The sequence below is a fragment of the Actinoallomurus purpureus genome (genome assembly GCF_024055795.1).
Classification (GTDB): Bacteria; Actinomycetota; Actinomycetes; order Streptosporangiales; family Streptosporangiaceae; genus Actinoallomurus; species Actinoallomurus purpureus.
Genome location: NZ_JAMXMY010000009.1, coordinates 222,475 through 241,512 on the forward strand (window position 1 = coordinate 222,475; position 19,038 = coordinate 241,512).

Below are 19,038 nucleotides of genomic sequence, written 5' to 3' on the forward strand. Positions count from 1 at the left end.
GACCTGGTACTGATATCGGGTCGGTGTAGCGCCTGTGCCTGGGGTGAGCGTCAGGTCAATGGGGGTCCCGGTCGGGAACGGGCCAGGTACCAGTCCGTTGGAGTCGGCGGGCCAGTTCGGCCCGGATATCGTCGGCGGCCCGACGACGGTGTCCGCTCGAGCCACCGATGCGGTCGCGATCGAAAGCGCCAGGGCGGCTGTCACTGAATATATACGCCTGTCCATAGGAGATCCTTTTGGATTGCGGTTCTGGTGAGGGACGTGGGCTTTGATCAAGTCATCTGATGGCGGGCCGTCGGCTATCTATCCGCAAAGACATGAAGCGGCGCGTGCGGTGGTATGTGCTCTGCCGCCCGGCGTACGGGTAGTGGGGGCTGTTGACGGTCAATGGGGCGTGGGGGACGGGGGTCGAGGTCCCCACCTATGTCGACATCGTCGCTTCGTCCTCGATAGCGGCTGGTCGCCGACCGCACGAATCCAGGTTTCGGCATCTCGTGATTGAGGTCCAATTTCTTGGCGTTCTTGGCGACCGGCCGATCCGACCGGCGGCTCCAACGCCACCGCGTGAGCCCCGAAATCTGCTGGGTACTTGAAGGTTCCTAACGCGGCCTCCTCTCCCTGACCACTCATGATCCATGCCTTGGTGTGTCCAAGATCAAGGCTGAAGCGCGCCGGCCCTGCGCGCGGTCATTGCTTGAGGCGGGCAGGGCCGGAAGTTGGTCCGTACGCGTTAGATCAGGGGGTATGCCAGTCCTGTTCGTTCGCGTAGTCGCAGTCGTAGATGATGAGTTGAGTTCCCGGTGTTAGTGAAGATCCAGGGTCGGTAAGGCATCTTCCGGAATTGGGGTTCCAGAGTTGCCCGTCGGACTCGATGTGCCACTTCTGGGCGGGGTCGGTCGGGATGCAGTTCCATAGGATGATGGGGGTGTTGTTCGTCTTATTGGTGCCCGAGACCGCTAGGCATTTGCCGTTGTTAGTGGGGTCTCCGATGGAGATGGTGTAGTCCAAGTTGTTGGCGTCCGGAGTTACGGTCCATTGTTGGGCGCCGCTTCCGTTGCAAGTGTAGATTTGGATTGCGTTGCCGTTAGTGGTGCTGCTGCCTTTGTTGTCGATACATAGACCGCTGGACAATTGTGAAGTGATCGTGCCGGTGATCGCTTTGGGAACGTTGTACGATGCGACCTGGGGAGGAGTTAGGTACTGGTTGTAATAGATGACATTGGCGATGTTTCCGGTGAAGTAGCTGGCGCGGTTCTGGGTAGTGGTGCCTGGGGCGTTGACCCAGGTCTTGGAGGAGGTGTTGGCGGGGAACACTCCGGCACCGATGAAGTTCTGGGGGTCTTCGTTCTTGATGAGGGGGCTGCCGGCCATGCCGATACGCACGTCGTCGTCCAGGAAGAGGCTTTGGTCATAGCCGTCGGCGGTGAGGGTGACGGTGTGCCACTGGCCGTCGTCCACGCGTTCGGGGGAGACCATCGGCCGGATGTAGCCGTTCCAGAACTGGGCGTATAGCCGTTCATCGGTTCCGATGTACATCACCGGCATCGTTGCTGTTTTCAGTGCCGAGGGGACATCGTGTCCGGTCGAGACCAAGATTCCGGTCTTGCCGGGCTGTTCCTGGAAGGACAGCGACACGGTCAGTGATGTGGAGGTCTGGATTAGTCCGTCCGGAGGCTTGAGGTAGCCGCTTGTGCCGTCCAGGGAGATGACGGGGCGTTGGAGGAATCCGTCTGGATGCCATTCGGTGCCGGTCGGGGACAGTTGCACTGGTGCGCCGCCGCGGGAGTCGGTGGCGGTGGTGGCGGTGTCGCCATCAGTGAGTGGCCATTCGTGGGTGGGGCCGAGCAGGTTGTTGGTGGCCTCTTGGGTCGCGGTCGTGCCGGAGAGGGTGTAGGCGGTGGCGCTGAAGCCGGAGCCGGTCCACAACTCGATGGCGCCGGCGGTATTGATGTCCGCCGACACCAGTTGCGGGGTGCTGGTCCAGGGGACTGACAGGGGGGCCGCGGTCCAGGATCCGGGGCTGCCGATCAGGGCATCGCTCCTTTGATCTGGATTCGTGGACTCATACAGCTTCCCGCTCGTGGTGTTCAGCGCGAACAGGACCGTCTGCCCGCCGGGCTGAGCGGTGGCCAAGGCGTAGTTCTCCCAGCTCGTGCCGTCGGGGGTCTGGTTCTTGCCGGCCAGGGGCTCGTCGTATCGGTAGTCGCCGAACAGGCCCAAGGTGCTGGTCTCGAGATCGAGCTCATAGCCGTTGGTGGCGTCTCCGGCGATGGCGATCATGTCGGGGAGGGGGTTGCCTTGCAGACTGGCGTTTCCGGCGGCGACCAGTTGGGTGGGGTCGTCGCCGTCGGGATTGATATTGGTGTCGGCGAGGTGGGGCGCCGCGATGCGTTGCTGGTCGCCGACGTAGGGGCTGAGCGGGGTGGTGTCGCCGTTACCGAACAGCAGCATGGCGTTGCCGGTACTGGGGTAGTAGGCGACGATGTCCTGGGCGTGATTGCCGGTGAAGTCGCCGTGCAATATCTGCGCGCTGTTCCAGTCGGCGGGGGTTCCTGGGCTGTTGAGGCCGGTGCCGAGAGTGCCGATGTCCGTTGGGCTGGTCAGGGTTCCGTGGCCATCGCTGGTCGCCAGCCATAGGCCGGCGTTTCCGGCATGGTTGGTGACGAAGTCAGGGTTGGCGTCCCCGTCGATGTCGCCGTCCGGGTATGGGGTGGAAGGGCCGTCGACGTTGAAGGTCACCGATGCGATTGGGCCGGGGTTCCCTCCGGCGGACAACCCGGAGACGGTGAGCAGGTTCGGCCCGACGTGGTGTAGCGGGATGGTGAGCGTCTGTATGCCCCCGGTGGCGGTCACCGACAGCGTGGCGGTCTCGTTGACCTGGTACACATACCGGCTCGGCGCGGTTCCAGTGCAGGTGACCGGCGGGCTGGCGAGCGCGTCCCTGCACGGTGCGAGGGTCACGGTGGCCTGCCCGCCCAGGATGAGAGACCCGCTCGGTTCTTGTAGGCCGGGTTGTTCTGGTGCGTTGGGGTCGTAGGTGAAGTTGCAGGGTTTCGAGCTGGTGCCGAGACCGCTGGTGGGGCTGTTGAGTATCCCGTCGGTGGTGCTGACGTACCAGGAATAGGCGTGTGCCGTGGTAGCCCCGTCGGTGTGCCATTTCTTGATCTGATCAGCTGCGATCAGCAGGCGTGCCGGCGTTCCGGAGGCGGTGGCCACCGAGCCCGTCTGAGTGCCGGTGGGGAATACCACAGCGCCGTTGTAGTCCTTGACCACGAATTTTGTGGTGAGATTCGACTTTCCATCCGGATCATTAGGGACGACAGAAAAGGTGATTCCGTCGTTGCCTATGACCATTGAGGAAGGAGAGCCGGTTTGGCACAGACCACCGGGCGAGGTGGACGGCAGCTGGCCTAGGCCCGGCGGGCGATCGTATTCGGTGGACATCGTGGCTTCGCCGCCGCCGCTGTAGAACTCCTCCCATTGGGTTTCGGTGCTCTCGTCCGGTGCGCGTAGTCCGAACGACATGTCCGTGGTTCCGGAGGTGCCGTTTTGCTGCATGAAGGAGGTTACGTCGAAATCGACGCTGTGGTTGGGGCAGTTGTCGGCGGTTGTGGATGCGACCTTGCTCTTCCAGGATGGCTGGTTGCTCCAGGAAATCGATTTGGAGATTCCTCCGGTCAACCACAGATCCGTTTCACTAGAGGCGTGACAGTACTCGTCCCCGTCGTTGTCGATGGTGAACTTGACATCGGAGGAGTGGATCGTGGCGTCTTTGAGCACCGAGGAGACACCGAAGCGGATGAAGGAGCGGGAGGTGAAGCCGTTGACGTGACCGACCTGCAGCACGTTGGCGTTGGGATCGAAGGAGTTGTCGTACTCGGTGGCATCCAATGCGCTGGACACTGATGCCCAGGCTTGGCGGGAGCCGCCCGCGGGGTTCCAGGTCGGGTCGATGAACAGTGGGAACACCGTCGAGGAGGCCGACAGCATGCCGGCGTCGGGGCTGAGCGTGATGGTGGAGTCGCTACCGCCGGTGTCTTGGGCCGTCCGTCGCGCAGTCTGGGTTCGCGTTGGCGTCGATGTGGCCGGCGTGACGGTGGTTTTGATCGCTGCGATGTGCGCGCCGGACCCTGGCTCGCTGACGCCGGGGGCGGCGGGCAGGTCTGGAGGCGCCACCGGTCCGGTGGCCGCCGCATTGGTGGCCGAGTCCCACATCACGGCGGTTTTGGCGGCAAAGATCGGTACCCCGTTCGGGCTGGTCGAGGCGGACAGGTAGCCCTGGGCGTCCGCGGACACGCTCACCCCCTCTCCGTGCGCCTGCACCACCAGATCGGCCAGGGCCGGGTTGGCCGCCGCGGCTTTGGTCTTGACCACCAGGACGTGACTGAACCCACCCTGGGGAGTGGCAGTGACCACCAGGTCCACATCGGGCAACACATCGGCGTAGGTGGCCGAGGCGCCGTTCAAGGCCGGTGTGGGCAGGCTGGCCGACCAGGACAGTGACAGCCGCACACCCCCGTCGATCATCGTGGCCAGCGGGCGGGTTCCGCCTCCGGAGAGCACCAGGCCGGTGCTGGTGGCGTTCGGGGACACCGTTCCGTCGCTGTTGCGCTGCAAGGTGGCGTCCAGGTCGACCCACGAACCGCCCCGCCTGACCCGGGTGGGCTGCAGCGTGTCGGTGACCACGAACGTGCCCTGCGGTGTCGCCGTCGTTGCCGACGTTGCGGTGGTCAGCGCCTCCACCCTGACCGGTTTACCGGTCGCCTTCGCGCGTGCGGACGCCTGCGCGGTCTGCCGGCCCAAATCCGCCGTCGCGCTCGTCCTTGCGTGGGAGTGAGGTCGGTCGGCGGCCAGCGCAGGCCCAGTCGATAGGCGGGGAATGGCGAGGTACATCGCTGCGATGGTCACGGCCGCGAACGCGCGCACGGTACGCGGCGCGGGGGAGCGCCGCGCACCCGAGCGGAAGCGCCGGATGCGGCCCGGCGACCCGGGTGGAGCTGACATGCGCACGGCGGCGGATCCCTTCACTGGCCATGGGAACGGCCTGGTGATGATCAGCCAGGCCGCCCAGGAGCATTGCACGCTCCTCCCCAGTCCAGGCATGCCACCAATGGTAAAGAGAGAGTAAAGTGTCGTGTTTGGGCATGTTGAGGTGTTTGCGAGGTCTGTGGCCGGATGTGGCATCTAGGCAACTGCGGATGATCTATGGCACAGTTCGGCCGATCGATCTTCGCTCCACGCCTCCCGCCGCCACCGGACGTATCCCTTGGGGTTCGCCCATGCCGCGAGTCGCGCCGGTTCTGAAGACGCCGTTGATGGGATCCGCCCGGCCGGGTGAGATCACTGTGGTGAAGGTGGGCGCATGCGCGGTGGGTGGATACGTCAAGGCTGGGTCGCGCAGGTGCGCCGCTCCCGGCTGGCGATCGGACTGATCGCGGTCGCTCTGCTGGCCACGCTCGTACCGGCCGTGTACCTCGCGGTGTCAGGTCAGGACGCTCCGGCGGTGCCCAAGACACAGGCGGTTCACGGCGTACGGACTTTCAAGCCCAAGAAACCGGTCCGATCCAAGAATGCCGCTGCTCGTCCCTACCGGCCCGGGAAGGTGGCGTGGCCGTCGGCTGGTTCCGGGCAGGCGGCACTCGACACCCGCCGGGCAACACGCGTCGAGGGGACACCGATCTCGGTGCGGGCGTTGCCTCCGGCCAAGGGCGCCTACCACGGTCCCTCGTCAGTGTCGGTGAACGTGGCCTCTCATGAGGCCGCGGTCAATGCGGGCGTTAACGGGCTGCTGTTCACTGCCGCCGCGCGTGGTGGATCCGGCCAGGCGGCCGGTCAGGTTGAGGTGGGGGTCGACTATCGGGCGTTCGCCCACGCGTACGGCGGGAACTTCGGGTCGCGGCTGGGCTTGGTGTCGCTTCCGGACTGTGCGCTGACCAGTCCTCAGGACCCGGTGTGCCGTACCCGGACGCCACTTCGGAGTGGTAACGATCCGCAGGCGGGCACGGTGTACGCCGCGATGTCGGCGAGCATGGCGCGGCCGATGGTGCTCGCGGCCACCACCTCCGGCAGTGGCGAAGGTGACGGTGGCGGCCCTGCCGGAAGTTACCAGGCGACCGAGTTGAAGGCTTCGGGGTCGTGGTCGGCCGGTGGTTCCAACGGGTCGTTCACCTACGACTATCCGATCGCGTTGCCGCCGGCGGCGTCCGCGCTCGCACCCAAGCTCGATCTGGCCTATGACTCCGGGGGGCTGGACGGGCAGACCGCCGCGACTCAGACTCAGGCCGGCTGGGCGGGCGACGGCTGGTCGACGCCGCGTTCGTTCATCGAGCGGTCGTTCGCGCAGTGCTCCGATTCCCCGGAGGGCTCGGCATCGCCGAAGTCGACGTCGGACCAGTGCTGGGACGGAGAGATCCTGACGCTGTCGCTGAACGGCAGCTCGACCCAGTTGGTGTACGACGCGAGCAAGAAGACCTTCGAGCCGGCGGACGGTAACGGTGACGCGGTCACCCATGTCACCAACTCCGGCAACGGGTCCGGCACCTACAACACCGACTACTGGAAGGTCACCGACCGCAAGGGCACCGAGTTCTACTTCGGCCGTAACCAGCTGCCGGGCTGGACCTCGGGTGCCGCGACGACTAATTCAGTCGACTCCGAGCCGGTGTTCTCCGCGCATTCAGGGGATCCGTGTTACGACGCGGCGGGTTTCTCTTCCTCGGTGTGCACGATGGCGTATCGGTGGAACCTGGACTACGTCAAGGATGTCCACAGTAACGCGATGGCGTACTACTACAAGCAGGACACCAATGCGTATGCCAAGAACACCGAAACAACCAAGGCGACCGGTTACGTCCGTGACTCCCACCTCGATCACATCGACTACGGATTCACCGACGGCAATGCCTACACCGTCAACGGCGGCCACGCCCCCGACCAGGTGTTCTTCACGACCGGCGACCGCTGTCTGTCGGGCACCTGTGACCCACTGAACAAGACCAACGCGGTGAACTGGCCGGACGTGCCGTACGACTTGAACTGCACCGCCGGTTCGTCGTGTCAGGTGGTGGCACCCTCGCACTGGTCGACAGTGCGGTTGACCGGGATCAAGACCCAGCAGTGGAACGGCTCGGCCTACAGCCCCGTGGATTCCTGGGCGCTGGATGAGACACTGCCGGCGACCGGGGACGGAACCTCACCCACTCTGTGGCTGTCGAAGATCACTCACACCGGCTCGGACACCAGCGCCGGTGGGTCGGCGGTCACGTTGCCGTCGGTGACCTTCACCCCGAAGGACCTGCAGAACCGGGTCGCCACCCATGATGGCCTGCCCATCTTGACGCGGAAGCGCATCGAGTCGGTCACCACCGAAACCGGTGAGGTGATCGGCGTCAGCTATGAGCAGGTGGATGCGTGCTCCTGGCCTGTCAGCACCACTCCGTCCGCGAACACCTCGTCGTGTTACCCGGTGTATTGGACCCCGAACGGTTACAGCAAGCCCATCCTGGACTGGTTCAACAAGTGGCAGGTCGCCTCCGTCACCGATGCTGACCCGACCGGCGGCAACCCGACGATGTTCACCTCCTACAAGTACCTGCACGGAGGTGCATGGCATTACGACGACAACGAGGTCGTCAAGGCCAAATACCGGACCTACGGCCAGTGGCGCGGATTCGGCGACGTGCAAACGTTCACCGGTCAGGGCAACGACGCCCAGACCGAGAGCGAGACCACCTACTACCGCGGGATGTCGCAGGACAACGACACCACCAAAGTGCCCCTGACCGACTCCCAAGGCAGCACCCACGACGACACCGACCAACTCGCCGGCTCGGTGCTGGAGAGCACCTCCTACGACTACGCCGGTGGACCGGCCACCAAGTCGACGATCACGTCCTACTGGGTGTCCCCGCCCACCGTGTCCCGATCGCGTACCGGGCTGCAGCCGCTGACCGCCAACGCGAGCGGTCCGGTGGAGACGTGGACCCGCGAATTGGTCACGAGCAGCGGATCTGCCGTCTGGCGCAAGACCGAGACCGACACCAGTTACGACACTGACACATCCTCGGCCACGTTCGGCCTTCCGCTGGTGAGCTTGACCCATGGTGACCTGTCCGACACCAGCCAGCAGAGCTGCACCGTCACCACCTACGCGCCTGCCAACACCGACAAGAACCTGGTCGGGTTGCCCGCGGAGGTGGAGACCGACGCGGCCTCCTGCGGCGGCGCCAACCCGGGAGGCGCCTCCGCGCCGTCGGCCGCTCAGATCAACGCGCTGACCGCTCCCACCTCGGTCACCCGGCCCGACGATGTGGTCTCCGACCAGCGCGCCTTTTATGACGATCCCCCGCAGAAATCAACGTGGCCGCAGCCGTCGAACCCGGCATGGCCACAGGCCGCTCCGACCGAGGGCAACGTTTCGGAAACTCAGGTCGCCGCCGGGTACTCCAACGGGGCCTTCCAGTACTTGGTCAACTCCGCGAGCGTCTACGACGCCTACGGCAGGACCGTGGATGCTTACGACCCGCTCGGTAACAAGACGCACGTCGACTACACGATGGCCAACGGGCTGACCACCGCGACCAAGACGACCAACCCGCTCAACCAGGCGAGCACCCAGAGCCTCGACCCGCTGCGCGGGCTGGCGACTTCCGCCACCGACGCCAATGGCATCACCACGACCACCCACTACGACGGGCTCGGCCGCACCATCGCGGTCTGGGGCTACAGCCGGGCCACCACCTCGCCGGCCAACGCGAAATTCACCTACCAGATCTCGGCGAGCGCACCGTCGGTGGTCACCACCCAGACGATGAACGACGCGCAGGGGTCCGTGACCTCCTCCACCACGCTGTACGACGCGCTCCTGCGGACCCGCCAGGTCCAAAAACTCACGCCCAGAGGCGGTCGGCTCGTCACCGACACCTTCTACGACACCCGCGGCTGGGCGTGGAAGACCAACACCGACTGGTACGACTCAAGCGGCACCCCCGGCAACGCGCTGCTGACCGTCCCGGACTCCCAGGTGCCCAACCAGAGCGTCACCGCCTTCGACGGGCTCGACAGGCCGGTCCTGGGCACCTCCTACGAGGACTCGAACATCAAGTCCCAGACGGCGACCTCTTACCTGGGCGACAAGACCATCACGGTCCCGCTGAACGCTTCCGGGTCGCCCTTCCCGGGCGCGACCGCCAAGGCCACCGTCACAGACGCCCTCGGCCGCACGACCGAGCTGGACTCCTACACCCAGCCCCCGACCGTCGCGGTCTCCACCAGCGGCACCCCGCCGATCACCAAGGTGACCATCAGCGGCGGAACCAGCCAGGCCACCCAGTACAAGTTCGACCACGTCGGTCACCAGACCGACGTCAAGGACGTGACCACCGGCGAGGACTGGAACAGCGGCTACAACCTGCTCGGCCAGGTCACCTCGAAGAAGGACCCGGACACCGGCACCTCCACCATGGTGTACGACGACGCCGGCAACCTCGCCCAGACCACCGACACCCGCAACAAGACCATCTCCTTCGCCTACGACCCGCTGAACCGCAAGACCGGCGAGTACGACGCCCCCGTTTCCGGCCAGAGCACCTCCAACCGGCTCGCCTCGTGGGTGTATGACAACTCCGACAACGCCCTCCCCGGCATGAAGAACCCGGTCGGGCAGCTCACCACCGCCACCGCCTACGTCGACGGAAACCCCTACAAGACCCAGGCGGCCGGATTCAACGCCTACGGCGAATCGGCCGGCGAGACCATCACCATCCCGGACAGCGAAGGTGCCCTCGCCGGCCCGTACACCTTCACCCACCTTTACACCAGCGGCACCGCCCTACCTGATTCGGACCGCTACCCGGCCTCCCCCGGCAGCGGATCCCTGCCCGCCGAAACGGTCACCCACGGCTACTCGGGCGCGATGGACGTCCTCGTCACCATGGGTGGCCTGGCCGCTTACACCGCCAACCTGACCGTCACGCCCTACGGGCAGGTCGCCCAGGCCGAACTCGGCAGCCACCAGGCCAACCACGCTTACATCAACAACACCTTCGACCCCCACACCGGGGCCCTCACAGACAGCCAGCTCGCCAAGACCGCCGATCCGTCCACCCGGATCGATGAGACCTCCTACACCTACGACCCGACCGGCAACCCCCTGGCCCAGACCGAGACCCGGCAAGGCGGCGCTGCGGAGACCCAGTGTTTCCGCTACGACGCCCTGGACCGGCTCACGCAGGCTTGGACCGGCACCGACAACTGTGCCGCCGATCCGTCTGACAACGGCGGAGGCACTGTCGGTTCCGGCATTACGGGCGGGGCCTACTGGACCACCTGGACACTCGACCCGCTCGGCCAGCGCACCAAACAGACCCGGCACGGACTGAACGGTGCCGGCGACACGGTCACCGCCTACGACTACAACACCGGCCAGCCCAACACGCTCGCCTCAACAAGCACCACCGGACCGGGCGGCTCCGCCGCGACCTCCTATGGCTACGACCCGGCCGGCAACACCACCACCCGCACCACCCCGGCCAATGGCCAGGAGACATTGACCTGGGACGACACCGGGCAGTTGACCGCGGTTACCGGCACCTCCGGCGGTTCCGGATACATCTACGACGCCGACGGCCAACTACTGCTCCAAAAAGACCCCGGCAAGACCACCCTGTACCTGCCGAACGAAGAAATCGCCCTCGACACCACGACCGGGGCGATCACCGGCACCCGCTTCTACAGCCTGCCCGGCGGCGGCGAAGCGGTCCGCACCGGATCTGGAACCGCCTACGGCTTCGAACTCGGCGACCAGCACGGCACCGCCAACCTCAGCCTCGACGCCACGCTGACCACCCCGACCTGGCGGCAACAAGATCCGTACGGCGACACCCGCGGCACGCCGCCGTCCAGCTGGCCCGACAACCACGGCTTCCTCAACAAGCCCCAAGACACCACCACCGGCCTCACCGACATCGGCGCACGCTGGTACGACCCCTCAACCAGCCGGTTCGCATCCATCGACCCGGTGTTCAACCCGGCGTCTCCGCAGGAACAGAACGGCTATACCTACGCCGCCTCCAATCCCGTCACCAGTAGCGACCCGACCGGGTTGATGGTTCCGTGCTCGACCGGTGCCGGGGGCTGCGGGAAGACGGGCTACATGGGCGGCTCGCCTACGCCGTCCAGCTACTGCGACACCCATGACTGCCAGGGCCCGCCCAGCTATCAGGGCTCCGGAGGCGGCAGGGGCGGCGGCGGTGGTAGCGGCGGCGGTGGTGGTGGCGGTTCCCATGGCTGTGGTGTCTGGTGTGGCGTCAAACGCTTCGTTCAAAAACATCACACGATCGTCGCTACGGTCGTCACGGTCGCTTATGAGGTCGGCTGCAACGCGGCAGCCGATGCCGAAACCGCCGGAACCGGCGCCTTGTTCTGCGCAGGGACCGGCGGGGCGGTCTACGGGTGGTTCAACAACCAGCTCGACCCGAACGCCGACCACAGCCTCGCCGCCACCGTCAAGTCGATGGCCATCAACGCCGCCGTCTCGGTCGCCACGGCCGGAGTCCTCGAAGCCGGCAGTGCTCTAGCCGCACCGATCGGAGGAGCGGTCGCCCGCGCGGCCGCGAAACCGGCTGCCAGAGCAGCTGCCCGGGCGGCCGAGGATGCTGCGCCATCAGCAGGGCGACGAGCCGCCTCCCAGGGCGGACGTGATCTGGCCGGCGCCTGCAACAGCTTCGCGGCGGCCACGTTGGTGCTGATGGCCGACGGGACCTCCAAGCCGATCGCTCAGGTCAAGGTTGGCGACAAGATCGCCGATGCGGCCCCCGGCACCGATGCCGGCACCCGTGACCAGGCCCACACCGTCACCGACGTCCACGTCACCTACGACGATCACGACTACACCGACGTCACCATCGCGACCGGCAACGGCCCGCGCACCATCACCGGGACCAGCCACCACCTGTACTGGGACATCACCACCCGCGCCTGGACCCCGGCCGACCACCTCCACTCCGGAGACCACCTCCAGACCGCGGATGGCAAACGGGCGACGATCCTGGAGCTCCGCGCCTACACCGCCGCGATGGTCACCTATAACCTCACCATCGACCACCTCCACACCTACTATGTAGAGGCAGGCACCACACCCGTCCTCGTCCACAACTGCGGGCCGAATGGCGTCATCCAGCTGCGAGATGGGGTCAAGTCAACTGGTGCGCTATCTAATTTTAACGCGAAGGCGATCGACGACGCGAAGAATGCTGGTGTACGCGGCAGTGACTATCAAACGGGCGGCAGGGACTTCATCTTTGATCCGGCCAATGGGATATTCGCAGTATCTGGAAAGAGGTACACGCTGGGGCATCCTGGGCTGGTTTCCGCTACTGGAGCAGATGATGGCTCGGTTGTCGGAGGTGAGTTGGTTAGGGGGCCCGATGGAACCTTCCTTACTGACGAGCGTTCTGGTCACTACGGTCAACAGTGGAATGATGACACACGCCAATCTTTTGAGCATTTTATGTCTGACTATGGATTTGCGGTCGATCACTTTCCAGGATGGGGGAGGTTTCATTGACAGATGGCCGCCTTGTTTCGGCGCTGAACTCAGTCGAACCAAACTCCTGGGTGCAGGCGGTGGCGTACGGGGATCCGACGCGCTGGCTTCCATTGGTTGAAGTAACGAGAACTCGCCTATGGTTGGGCCTGGACGCCGCCGGTCGCTGGGTGATCGGGCGGAAGGGAGGTGCTGTGACGCTAGACGATAGTCTCGAATCGCCAGCTTGGCTCCCTCTCTTGGAGCAATCTAGAGAGGAATTGAATCGCAATGTTGCCGAAATTGTAAAAGAATTGTCGATTCCAATATCTTTCCTCGATTTTCCCGTGCGTGAAGTAATAGCCTCGGGGCTGATGTCCGGGCGCAGGGAGTGGGTTTGTTCTGCTCTGGATTGGCTGGAAATGGAGCAGGATTTTTCTGGTTACCGTGATCCGTTGCTTGTTGCTGCACGTTCGCGCGGTGCGGGTCAGAGGAATCGTCAGCGGGCTTGGCGTCTACTCACCTCAGAGTCCACTGGCTGAAGGATCCGAAGGACTACTTCTCCCTACGCGGCGGTGACGATGGAATTTCCGGCATACCCAAACCCCGAGGTGCTCCTAGCGGGTCTCGTGCGTTGTCAGGACCTCGGTCTGCCGCAGGGGAAAAGTGGGTTCCTGTGGTTTAGCTGAGGCGTCGTATGTGCCACTGTGTCGCCTATTCAGAGGTGATGATGGTGTTTGGGCGTTGAATGACGGCGAGGAAGTAATTAGGCGGGAACTCGCCAAGCTGGCTTGTGTCGAGGTGGAGCCAAGGTTGCGTCCACGGAGGCGGTACGCGAGTTTGCGCTGATGACGGGCGTGACGTCGTGAACTGAGACGGGTCGGGTAGCGCCGGCGCATTGCTGCGCCGGCGCCCCCTCAGAACCGGGCGTGCGGTTTCCCCGCACCCGGCTTAAGCAGGCCGCGAGGGCATGAGCCAGCCCGGGTTTGTTGGAGGCTCGATCAGAAGGGAAGATCGAGTCCATGGCACGGAAGTCCCCCTACTCCTCGGAGCTGCGCCGGCGTGCGGTGCGGATGGTCGGTGAGTGAACCGCCTCGGGCTTGACGGAGACTTTCAGTGGTTGCATCCAGCCGCGTTACATGGCTGATACTGAGCGTAGTTGACAGCTTTGTTTTCCGCGGGCGGGAGGTCTCCGATCGCGAAGGCGTCGGGCGAACGAGTGCGATGTCTTCTTTAGATTTCCCTGGACTTCCCGTCTTTCCTGATCACAGCTGATGGGCGCACGCTGGTGGTGTTTGGATGCGGTGGTGGGAGGGGAGGTGAGGTCATGCGATCGTCAGGTCGGGTTTATCGGCGGTGCGGGTGTGTCGATCCGGGCTCGGGGAAGGCGCTGGGGGACCGTTGTCCGCGGCTTGCGGCTGGGCGCCGGCATGGTAGTTAGTACGTCCGGTTGGAGCTGCCGGTGGGGATCGATGGTCGTCGCCGTCGGATTCGCCGTGGCGGGTATCCGACGCGTAAGGCCGCGCTGGAGGTGCTGCGGCGGCTGCGGGTGCCGCAGTCCGGCGATGAGTGCGGTCGGGTGCTGACGGTGGGGGAGTGGCTGGCGCATTGGCTGTCCTCCCGGACGTCCCCGGCGTCCTCGACGGTCCGTGGCTACACCGGCCACGTCCGTCTCTACCTGGCCCCGTATCTGGGCCGGGTGCTGCTGGCGGAGCTATCGGTGGGGCAGGTGCAGGCGATGTTCACCGCGATCATCCGCCAGCACGAGGCGCTGGGTGCGCCGGTGTCGGCGGCGACGTTGCATCGGATCCGCGCGACGCTGCGGGCGGCGTTGAACGCCGCCATCCGCCACGGGCTCATCAGCGACAACCCCGCCACGCGCGTGGAGCTGCTGGGAGCGCGGCGGCCACGCGCGGTCGTGTGGACCAAGAACCGCATCGAGCACTGGCGCCGGACCGGAGAGCGGCCTGCGGTGGCGGTGTGGACCGTCGCCCAGACGGCAGAGTTCCTGCACGGCATCGAAGACCACCGGCTGTATGCGGCTTATCATCTGATCGCCTTGCGGGGGCTGCGGCGCGGTGAGGCGGCCGGGCTGCGCTGGTGCGACGTCGACCTCGATGGTGGTGTCGCGGTGATCTGCCGGCAACTCCAGCAATACGACGGTCACCTGATGGTCTGCCCGCCCAAGACCGCGCACAGCGCCCGGGTGATCGCGCTGGATCACACCACCATCGCCGCGCTGCGCGCCCACCAGGTCCGGCAGGAGACCGAGCGGGCGGCGTCCGATGCGGGATACAACCGCAGCGGCTATGTATTCACGAACCTCAATGGTGATCCGATGGCCCCGGACCGCCTCACCCGCATCTTCCGGACGCTGACCGCCCAGGCCGGGCTGCCGCCGATCCGCCTGCACGACCTGCGACACGGTGCCGCCACCCTCGCTTTGGCGGCAGGGGTTGATCTGCGGGTGGTCCAGGAGATGCTCGGGCATTCCAGCATCGTGCTGACCGCCGACACCTACACCTCGGTCCTACCGGACGTCGCGCACGCGGCGGCCGAAAAGGTCGCGACCCTCATCATCAAGGCGGGTCGCCTGGTTCCGGGCACGAGAAGGGTCCGGCGCAAGCAGACCGGTCGACCCAAGCGCCGCGGCCAGAAACGACGCGGCCGCACCCCGGCTAGGTCGCGGGCGCATCCGGGTCGTCAGATCGGCCGCCCCTATCGCCGCCGACGACGTAGATCCCGGGTCTGACGACCAGCCCGCGCGCTCATCGGCTCGCTCGAGCCCTCCGCACCTTGGTCGACCACACGGAAAGGCGCCAACTGAACATCGGCAGAGGCGTCGAATGGACTCCTTCGACGCGGTCTTCGCCGTGCCCACCGGAGCCGGGTTTCATGGCGGAGCGGACGTCTGCAACGGGCAGGAAGGGGCACCCGAATTCCGGCCCCAGATCGGCCTCAGTCCGGCCCCATACAAGATCAGCGGCGATGCCCTACTCAAGGCATCGCCGCTGATCACTGCCGGTGCGCCGCCAGGGACTTGAACCCCGAACCCGCGGATTAAGAGTCCGCTGCTCTGCCAATTGAGCTAGCGGCGCTTGCGACGTCCGTAACTCTAGCAGCCCCCTTGCCCAGGTTGCGAATTCAATGATCCACCCCCCGGAGGGCCAGGTCACAGGGGTCGGCGGCGGGCCTGCCAGAGGGTGATGGCCGCCGCGCGCGAGCCGACCCTGAGCTTGGCGTAGATCCGGTTGACGTGGTTCTTCACGGTCTTCTCGCTGAGGAACAGTTCCCGGGCGATCTCGCCGTTGGAGCGGCCGCCGGCGATGAGGTCCATGACCTCGGCCTCGCGGGCGGACAGGTCGAGGTCGGCGCGGCCGGCGTCGCGGAAGACCTGGAGGAGTTCGCGGGCGGTGAACCGGCCGGGCGTGAGGTGACCGGTCGCGCCGTCGCGGAGCGCCGCCGTCGCGGCCGTGGGTTCGCTGCAGATGACGAAGACGCGCGCTCTGCGGCTCAGAGGAGCCGTGTGGGCGGCGTACTCCGGGCCGAGGATCACAACGTCGGGTCTGAGGCGTTCCGCGGCCTCCAGGGCCTCTCCCGGCGCTGTGGCCTCACCAGGCTCGTTGACCACATCGAGTTCGTCGCTGTCCTGGAGCAGTGAGATGAGGGCGGGGTCGCCGTCGACGACCATGACGCGTAGCGGCAGCGGGCCGTCGGAACTCATCCTGCCTCCGGGGGGCGCCGGTCGCGGCGGGGCGTGCGCCGGGCGGTGACGAAAGGGAGACGAAGGCCGGGGTGGGCCGGAAAAGGCCGACGGCCCCGGCGCGTGCGCGCGGGGGCCGTCATCTTGGGGTGAGTGAGGGGACTTGAACCCCCGACACCCAGGACCACAACCTGGTGCTCTGCCAACTGAGCTACACCCACCATGTCCGCACGAGGCGGCAGGATGAAGTGTAGCGGTTCTCGGCACCTCATCGGTCACCGATATTCGTCGCGATGGAGCGCGCCGTCTCGGAGTCGGGTCCCGGCTGTGGGACGAAAACGGCCTCCCGGTAATAGCGGAGTTCGGTGATGCTCTCGGTGATGTCGGCGAGGGCGCGGTGGCCGCCCTTCTTGACGGGGCTCGCGAAGTACGCCCGCGGGTACCAGCGCCGGGCCAGTTCCTTGATCGACGACACGTCGATCATGCGGTAGTGCAGGTGGGCGTCCAATGCGGGCATGTCCCGGGCGAGGAAGGACCGGTCGGTGGCGATGGAGTTGCCGCACAGGGGGGCCTTCTTCACCCCGGGGACGTGGGTGCGGACGTACTCCAGGACGCGGTCCTCGGCCTCGGCGAGGGTGATCCCGCCGGGCAGCACCTCGAGCAGGCCGGAGGTCGTGTGCATGTCGCGCACGACCTTCGACATCTGCTCCAGGGCGTCCTGAGGTGGTTTGATCACCAGGTCGATGCCCGCGTCGAGGACGTTGAGCTCACTGTCGGTCACCAGGGCGGCGATCTCGATCAGCGCGTCGCGCCGCAGGTCGAGCCCGGTCATTTCACAGTCGATCCAGACCAGCCGGTCGTTCATGACCTTCACCATAAGTCCTGTCAGGACACTTTGAGCGAGGTCAGGAGCAGATCGAGGTCGCCCTGGTGCTTGTGACTGTCCGGGATCGAGACGTAGAACTGGGCCGGTGCCTGGCCGTTCCCGCGGTCGATGATCACGAGCGCGGCCGTCTCCGTACGGAAGTTCCAGCCCTGCGACTTGGCCTGGGGGAAGGTCAGTTTGACCTTCACGAGCCAGCCGGTGTGCCCGTCGACGGGGTGGGATTCGGACGTGAGGTCCTGGCGGGTGTGGGCGGGGTAGGCCGTGGGCTCCAGGGCCGCGAGCACCGCCTTGGCCTTGACTTCCAGCGGGACGGAGGTGGTGTCGGTGCCCACGCCGCTGTAGGCGCTCGCGACGTACGGCTGGCCGTTCTGGAAGTCGGTCATGACGGTGGCGACCTCGCCCTGGTCGAAGCCGAGCTTGCCGAGGCCGCTCGTGGCGGTGACGGCCTCGGTGCGCCAGCTTCCGCCGAGCCGGGGGTAGGAGATGCCGGCCTGGGTGTCGGTGGTGGTCGCGATGACCGGGGACCGGCCTCCGTTCCCACCGCCGAAGACGTTCGTGGCCAAGAGGATCGCGACGACCGTGATGATGATCACAATGGCCGCGCCGCCGCCGATCAGGAGAGGGAGCCGGGAACGGGTCCGCCCGGGCGGTGTCACCGCGCCGGGCCCCGCCCACGTCGGCGCGCCGGGCCCCGCCTGGCCGGGTGCTCCCCACGCCGTTCCCGCCTGGCCGGGCGTTCCCCACGCCGCTCCTGCCTGGCCGGGGTCTGCCCACGCCGCTCCTGCCTGGCCGGGGTCTCCCCACGCCGGCCCCGCCTGGCCGGGGTCTCCCCATGCCTGGGTCGGTCCTGTCCGGCCCGGTTCTCCCGTCGGCGCGGCCGGCCCCGCCTCTCCCCACGTGGGGGCCGGTCCCGCCTGGTCGGCCTCTTCCCCGGCCGGTGCGGTCGGCTGCGCCTGGCCGGGGTCTGCCGGCGTCTGCCGGGCCGGGTCCACCGGTCCCGGCGGGGCCCACGTCTGCGTGGTCGGCTGGCCGGGGCCGGGGCCGGGGCCGGGCTGGGCCCATGCCGGCGGAGCGTCGCTCTGGTCGCCGGCCGGCTGGTGCCCTTCGCCCAGAGGTTGCGTCGCCTGGGTCCACTGGTAACCGTCCCACCAGCGCACCAGACCCGGGTCGCCGTACGGATCGCGGTACCAACCGGCAGGAGTCATGGGGTCAGGGTATGTGGCTCATATCACTATTTGGAATACCCGATCCCGGGCCGCAACAGGGGGTCGGGGACCGGCTCGCCGAGGGCCTCCCGGACCGGCAGCACGCCCGCCCAGACGTCCAGGGCGAGGTCCTCGTCGTCGTCGGCGGGCGGGCCCTGGCGGCTCTTCACCGACGCCTCGTCGAGGGAGAGCGCGAGGACGACGGTCGCGGCGAGCTCCTTGCGGGTCGGGCGCCGGGCGGCGTCCCAGCGGCCGGGGGCGAGGTTCTCCACCAGAGCCCGGAGCCCGGTGAGCTTCTCCTCCGGGTCCGTGACGAGGCGGGGCCGTCCGTAGATGACGGCGCTGCGGTAGTTCATCGAGTGGTGGAACACCGAGCGGGCCAGGACGAGGCCGTCCAGGTGGGTGACCGTGACGCAGACCTCGCCGCCCGCGCGCAGGCTGGCGGCGCCCGTGGAGCCGTGGAGGTACAGGGTGTCGCCCTCCCGGCCGTATCCCGTCGGCAGTACCCGGACGGACCCGTCGACGATGACCCCGAGGTGGCAGATTCGCCCGGAATCGAGGACGTCGTACAGCGCCCGCCGGTCGGTGGCGGCGCGCTCGGCGAGGCGGCGGACCCGTGTGCGCTCGGTGCCGGAGAGCGCCGGAGCGCCGGCAGTGGCGTCGTACGGCGGGGAGGTCGTCATGGGCATCACGGTAGGGTCGAAGTGGCCTGGCGGGTATG

At 66.5% G+C, this 19,038-nt stretch carries 8 protein-coding genes and 2 tRNA genes; 3 read left to right on the top strand and 7 right to left on the bottom strand.

Annotated elements, in window-relative coordinates; translation table 11 throughout:
* Nucleotides 1-735 precede the first annotated feature (735 nt).
* Entirely contained in the window at nt 736-5,103 is a 4,368-nt protein-coding gene (locus NE236_RS18760) for a ricin-type beta-trefoil lectin domain protein (RefSeq protein WP_252843312.1), read from the bottom strand.
* A 259-nt stretch (nt 5,104-5,362) separates the two neighbouring features.
* On the opposite strand from NE236_RS18760, the gene NE236_RS18765 reads away from it, so the two are divergent.
* The 3 genes from NE236_RS18765 (at nt 5,363) to NE236_RS18775 (ending at nt 15,275) form a co-directional block, all read left to right on the top strand.
* Nucleotides 5,363-12,565, top strand: coding sequence for an RHS repeat-associated core domain-containing protein (locus NE236_RS18765; RefSeq protein WP_252843313.1), 7,203 nt, complete (start codon nt 5,363-5,365; stop codon nt 12,563-12,565).
* 173 nt (nt 12,566-12,738) lie between these two features.
* Nucleotides 12,739-13,065, top strand: coding sequence for a hypothetical protein (locus NE236_RS18770; RefSeq protein ID WP_252843314.1), 327 nt, complete (start codon nt 12,739-12,741; stop codon nt 13,063-13,065).
* Between the two features lie 920 nt (nt 13,066-13,985).
* The gene (locus NE236_RS18775) at nt 13,986-15,275 is read left to right on the top strand and encodes a tyrosine-type recombinase/integrase (protein WP_252843315.1); all 1,290 of its coding nucleotides are present in this window, start codon (nt 13,986-13,988) and stop codon (nt 15,273-15,275) included.
* 273 nt (nt 15,276-15,548) lie between these two features.
* Here NE236_RS18775 and NE236_RS18780 read toward each other — a convergent pair.
* The 6 genes from NE236_RS18780 to NE236_RS18805 form a co-directional block, all read right to left on the bottom strand.
* Nucleotides 15,549-15,621 (bottom strand) — tRNA-Lys (locus NE236_RS18780).
* Nucleotides 15,622-15,695: 74 nt separating this feature from the next.
* Nucleotides 15,696-16,247 carry a response regulator transcription factor gene (locus NE236_RS18785; protein ID WP_252843316.1) on the bottom strand — a complete coding sequence of 184 codons (552 nt, stop codon included), beginning with the start codon at nt 16,245-16,247 and terminating at the stop codon, nt 15,696-15,698.
* Between the two features lie 124 nt (nt 16,248-16,371).
* A tRNA-His gene (locus NE236_RS18790) sits at nt 16,372-16,447 on the bottom strand.
* 47 nt (nt 16,448-16,494) lie between these two features.
* A complete protein-coding gene (gene orn, locus NE236_RS18795; RefSeq protein WP_252843317.1) occupies nt 16,495-17,091 on the bottom strand; it encodes an oligoribonuclease in 597 nt (198 codons plus the stop codon).
* A 20-nt stretch (nt 17,092-17,111) separates the two neighbouring features.
* Nucleotides 17,112-18,317 (bottom strand): DUF2510 domain-containing protein, encoded by a 1,206-nt coding sequence (locus NE236_RS18800; protein WP_252843318.1) that lies wholly within the window; start codon nt 18,315-18,317, stop codon nt 17,112-17,114.
* 26 nt (nt 18,318-18,343) lie between these two features.
* Nucleotides 18,344-19,000, bottom strand: a complete 657-nt coding sequence (locus NE236_RS18805) for a pyridoxamine 5'-phosphate oxidase family protein (RefSeq protein WP_252843319.1) — start codon at nt 18,998-19,000, stop codon at nt 18,344-18,346.
* Nucleotides 19,001-19,038 lie beyond the last annotated feature (38 nt).

Bases quoted from the DNA above. Each gene is read 5' to 3' on its own strand.
- NE236_RS18760 (WP_252843312.1), bottom strand. From the start codon at position 5,103: ATGCCTGGACTGGGGAGGAGCGTGCAATGCTCCTGGGCGGCCTGGCTG.
- NE236_RS18765 (WP_252843313.1), top strand. From the start codon at position 5,363: ATGCGCGGTGGGTGGATACGTCAAGGCTGGGTCGCGCAGGTGCGCCGC.
- NE236_RS18785 (WP_252843316.1), bottom strand. From the start codon at position 16,247: ATGAGTTCCGACGGCCCGCTGCCGCTACGCGTCATGGTCGTCGACGGC.
- orn (WP_252843317.1), bottom strand. From the start codon at position 17,091: ATGAACGACCGGCTGGTCTGGATCGACTGTGAAATGACCGGGCTCGAC.
- NE236_RS18800 (WP_252843318.1), bottom strand. From the start codon at position 18,317: ATGACTCCTGCCGGTTGGTACCGCGATCCGTACGGCGACCCGGGTCTG.
- NE236_RS18805 (WP_252843319.1), bottom strand. From the start codon at position 19,000: ATGACGACCTCCCCGCCGTACGACGCCACTGCCGGCGCTCCGGCGCTC.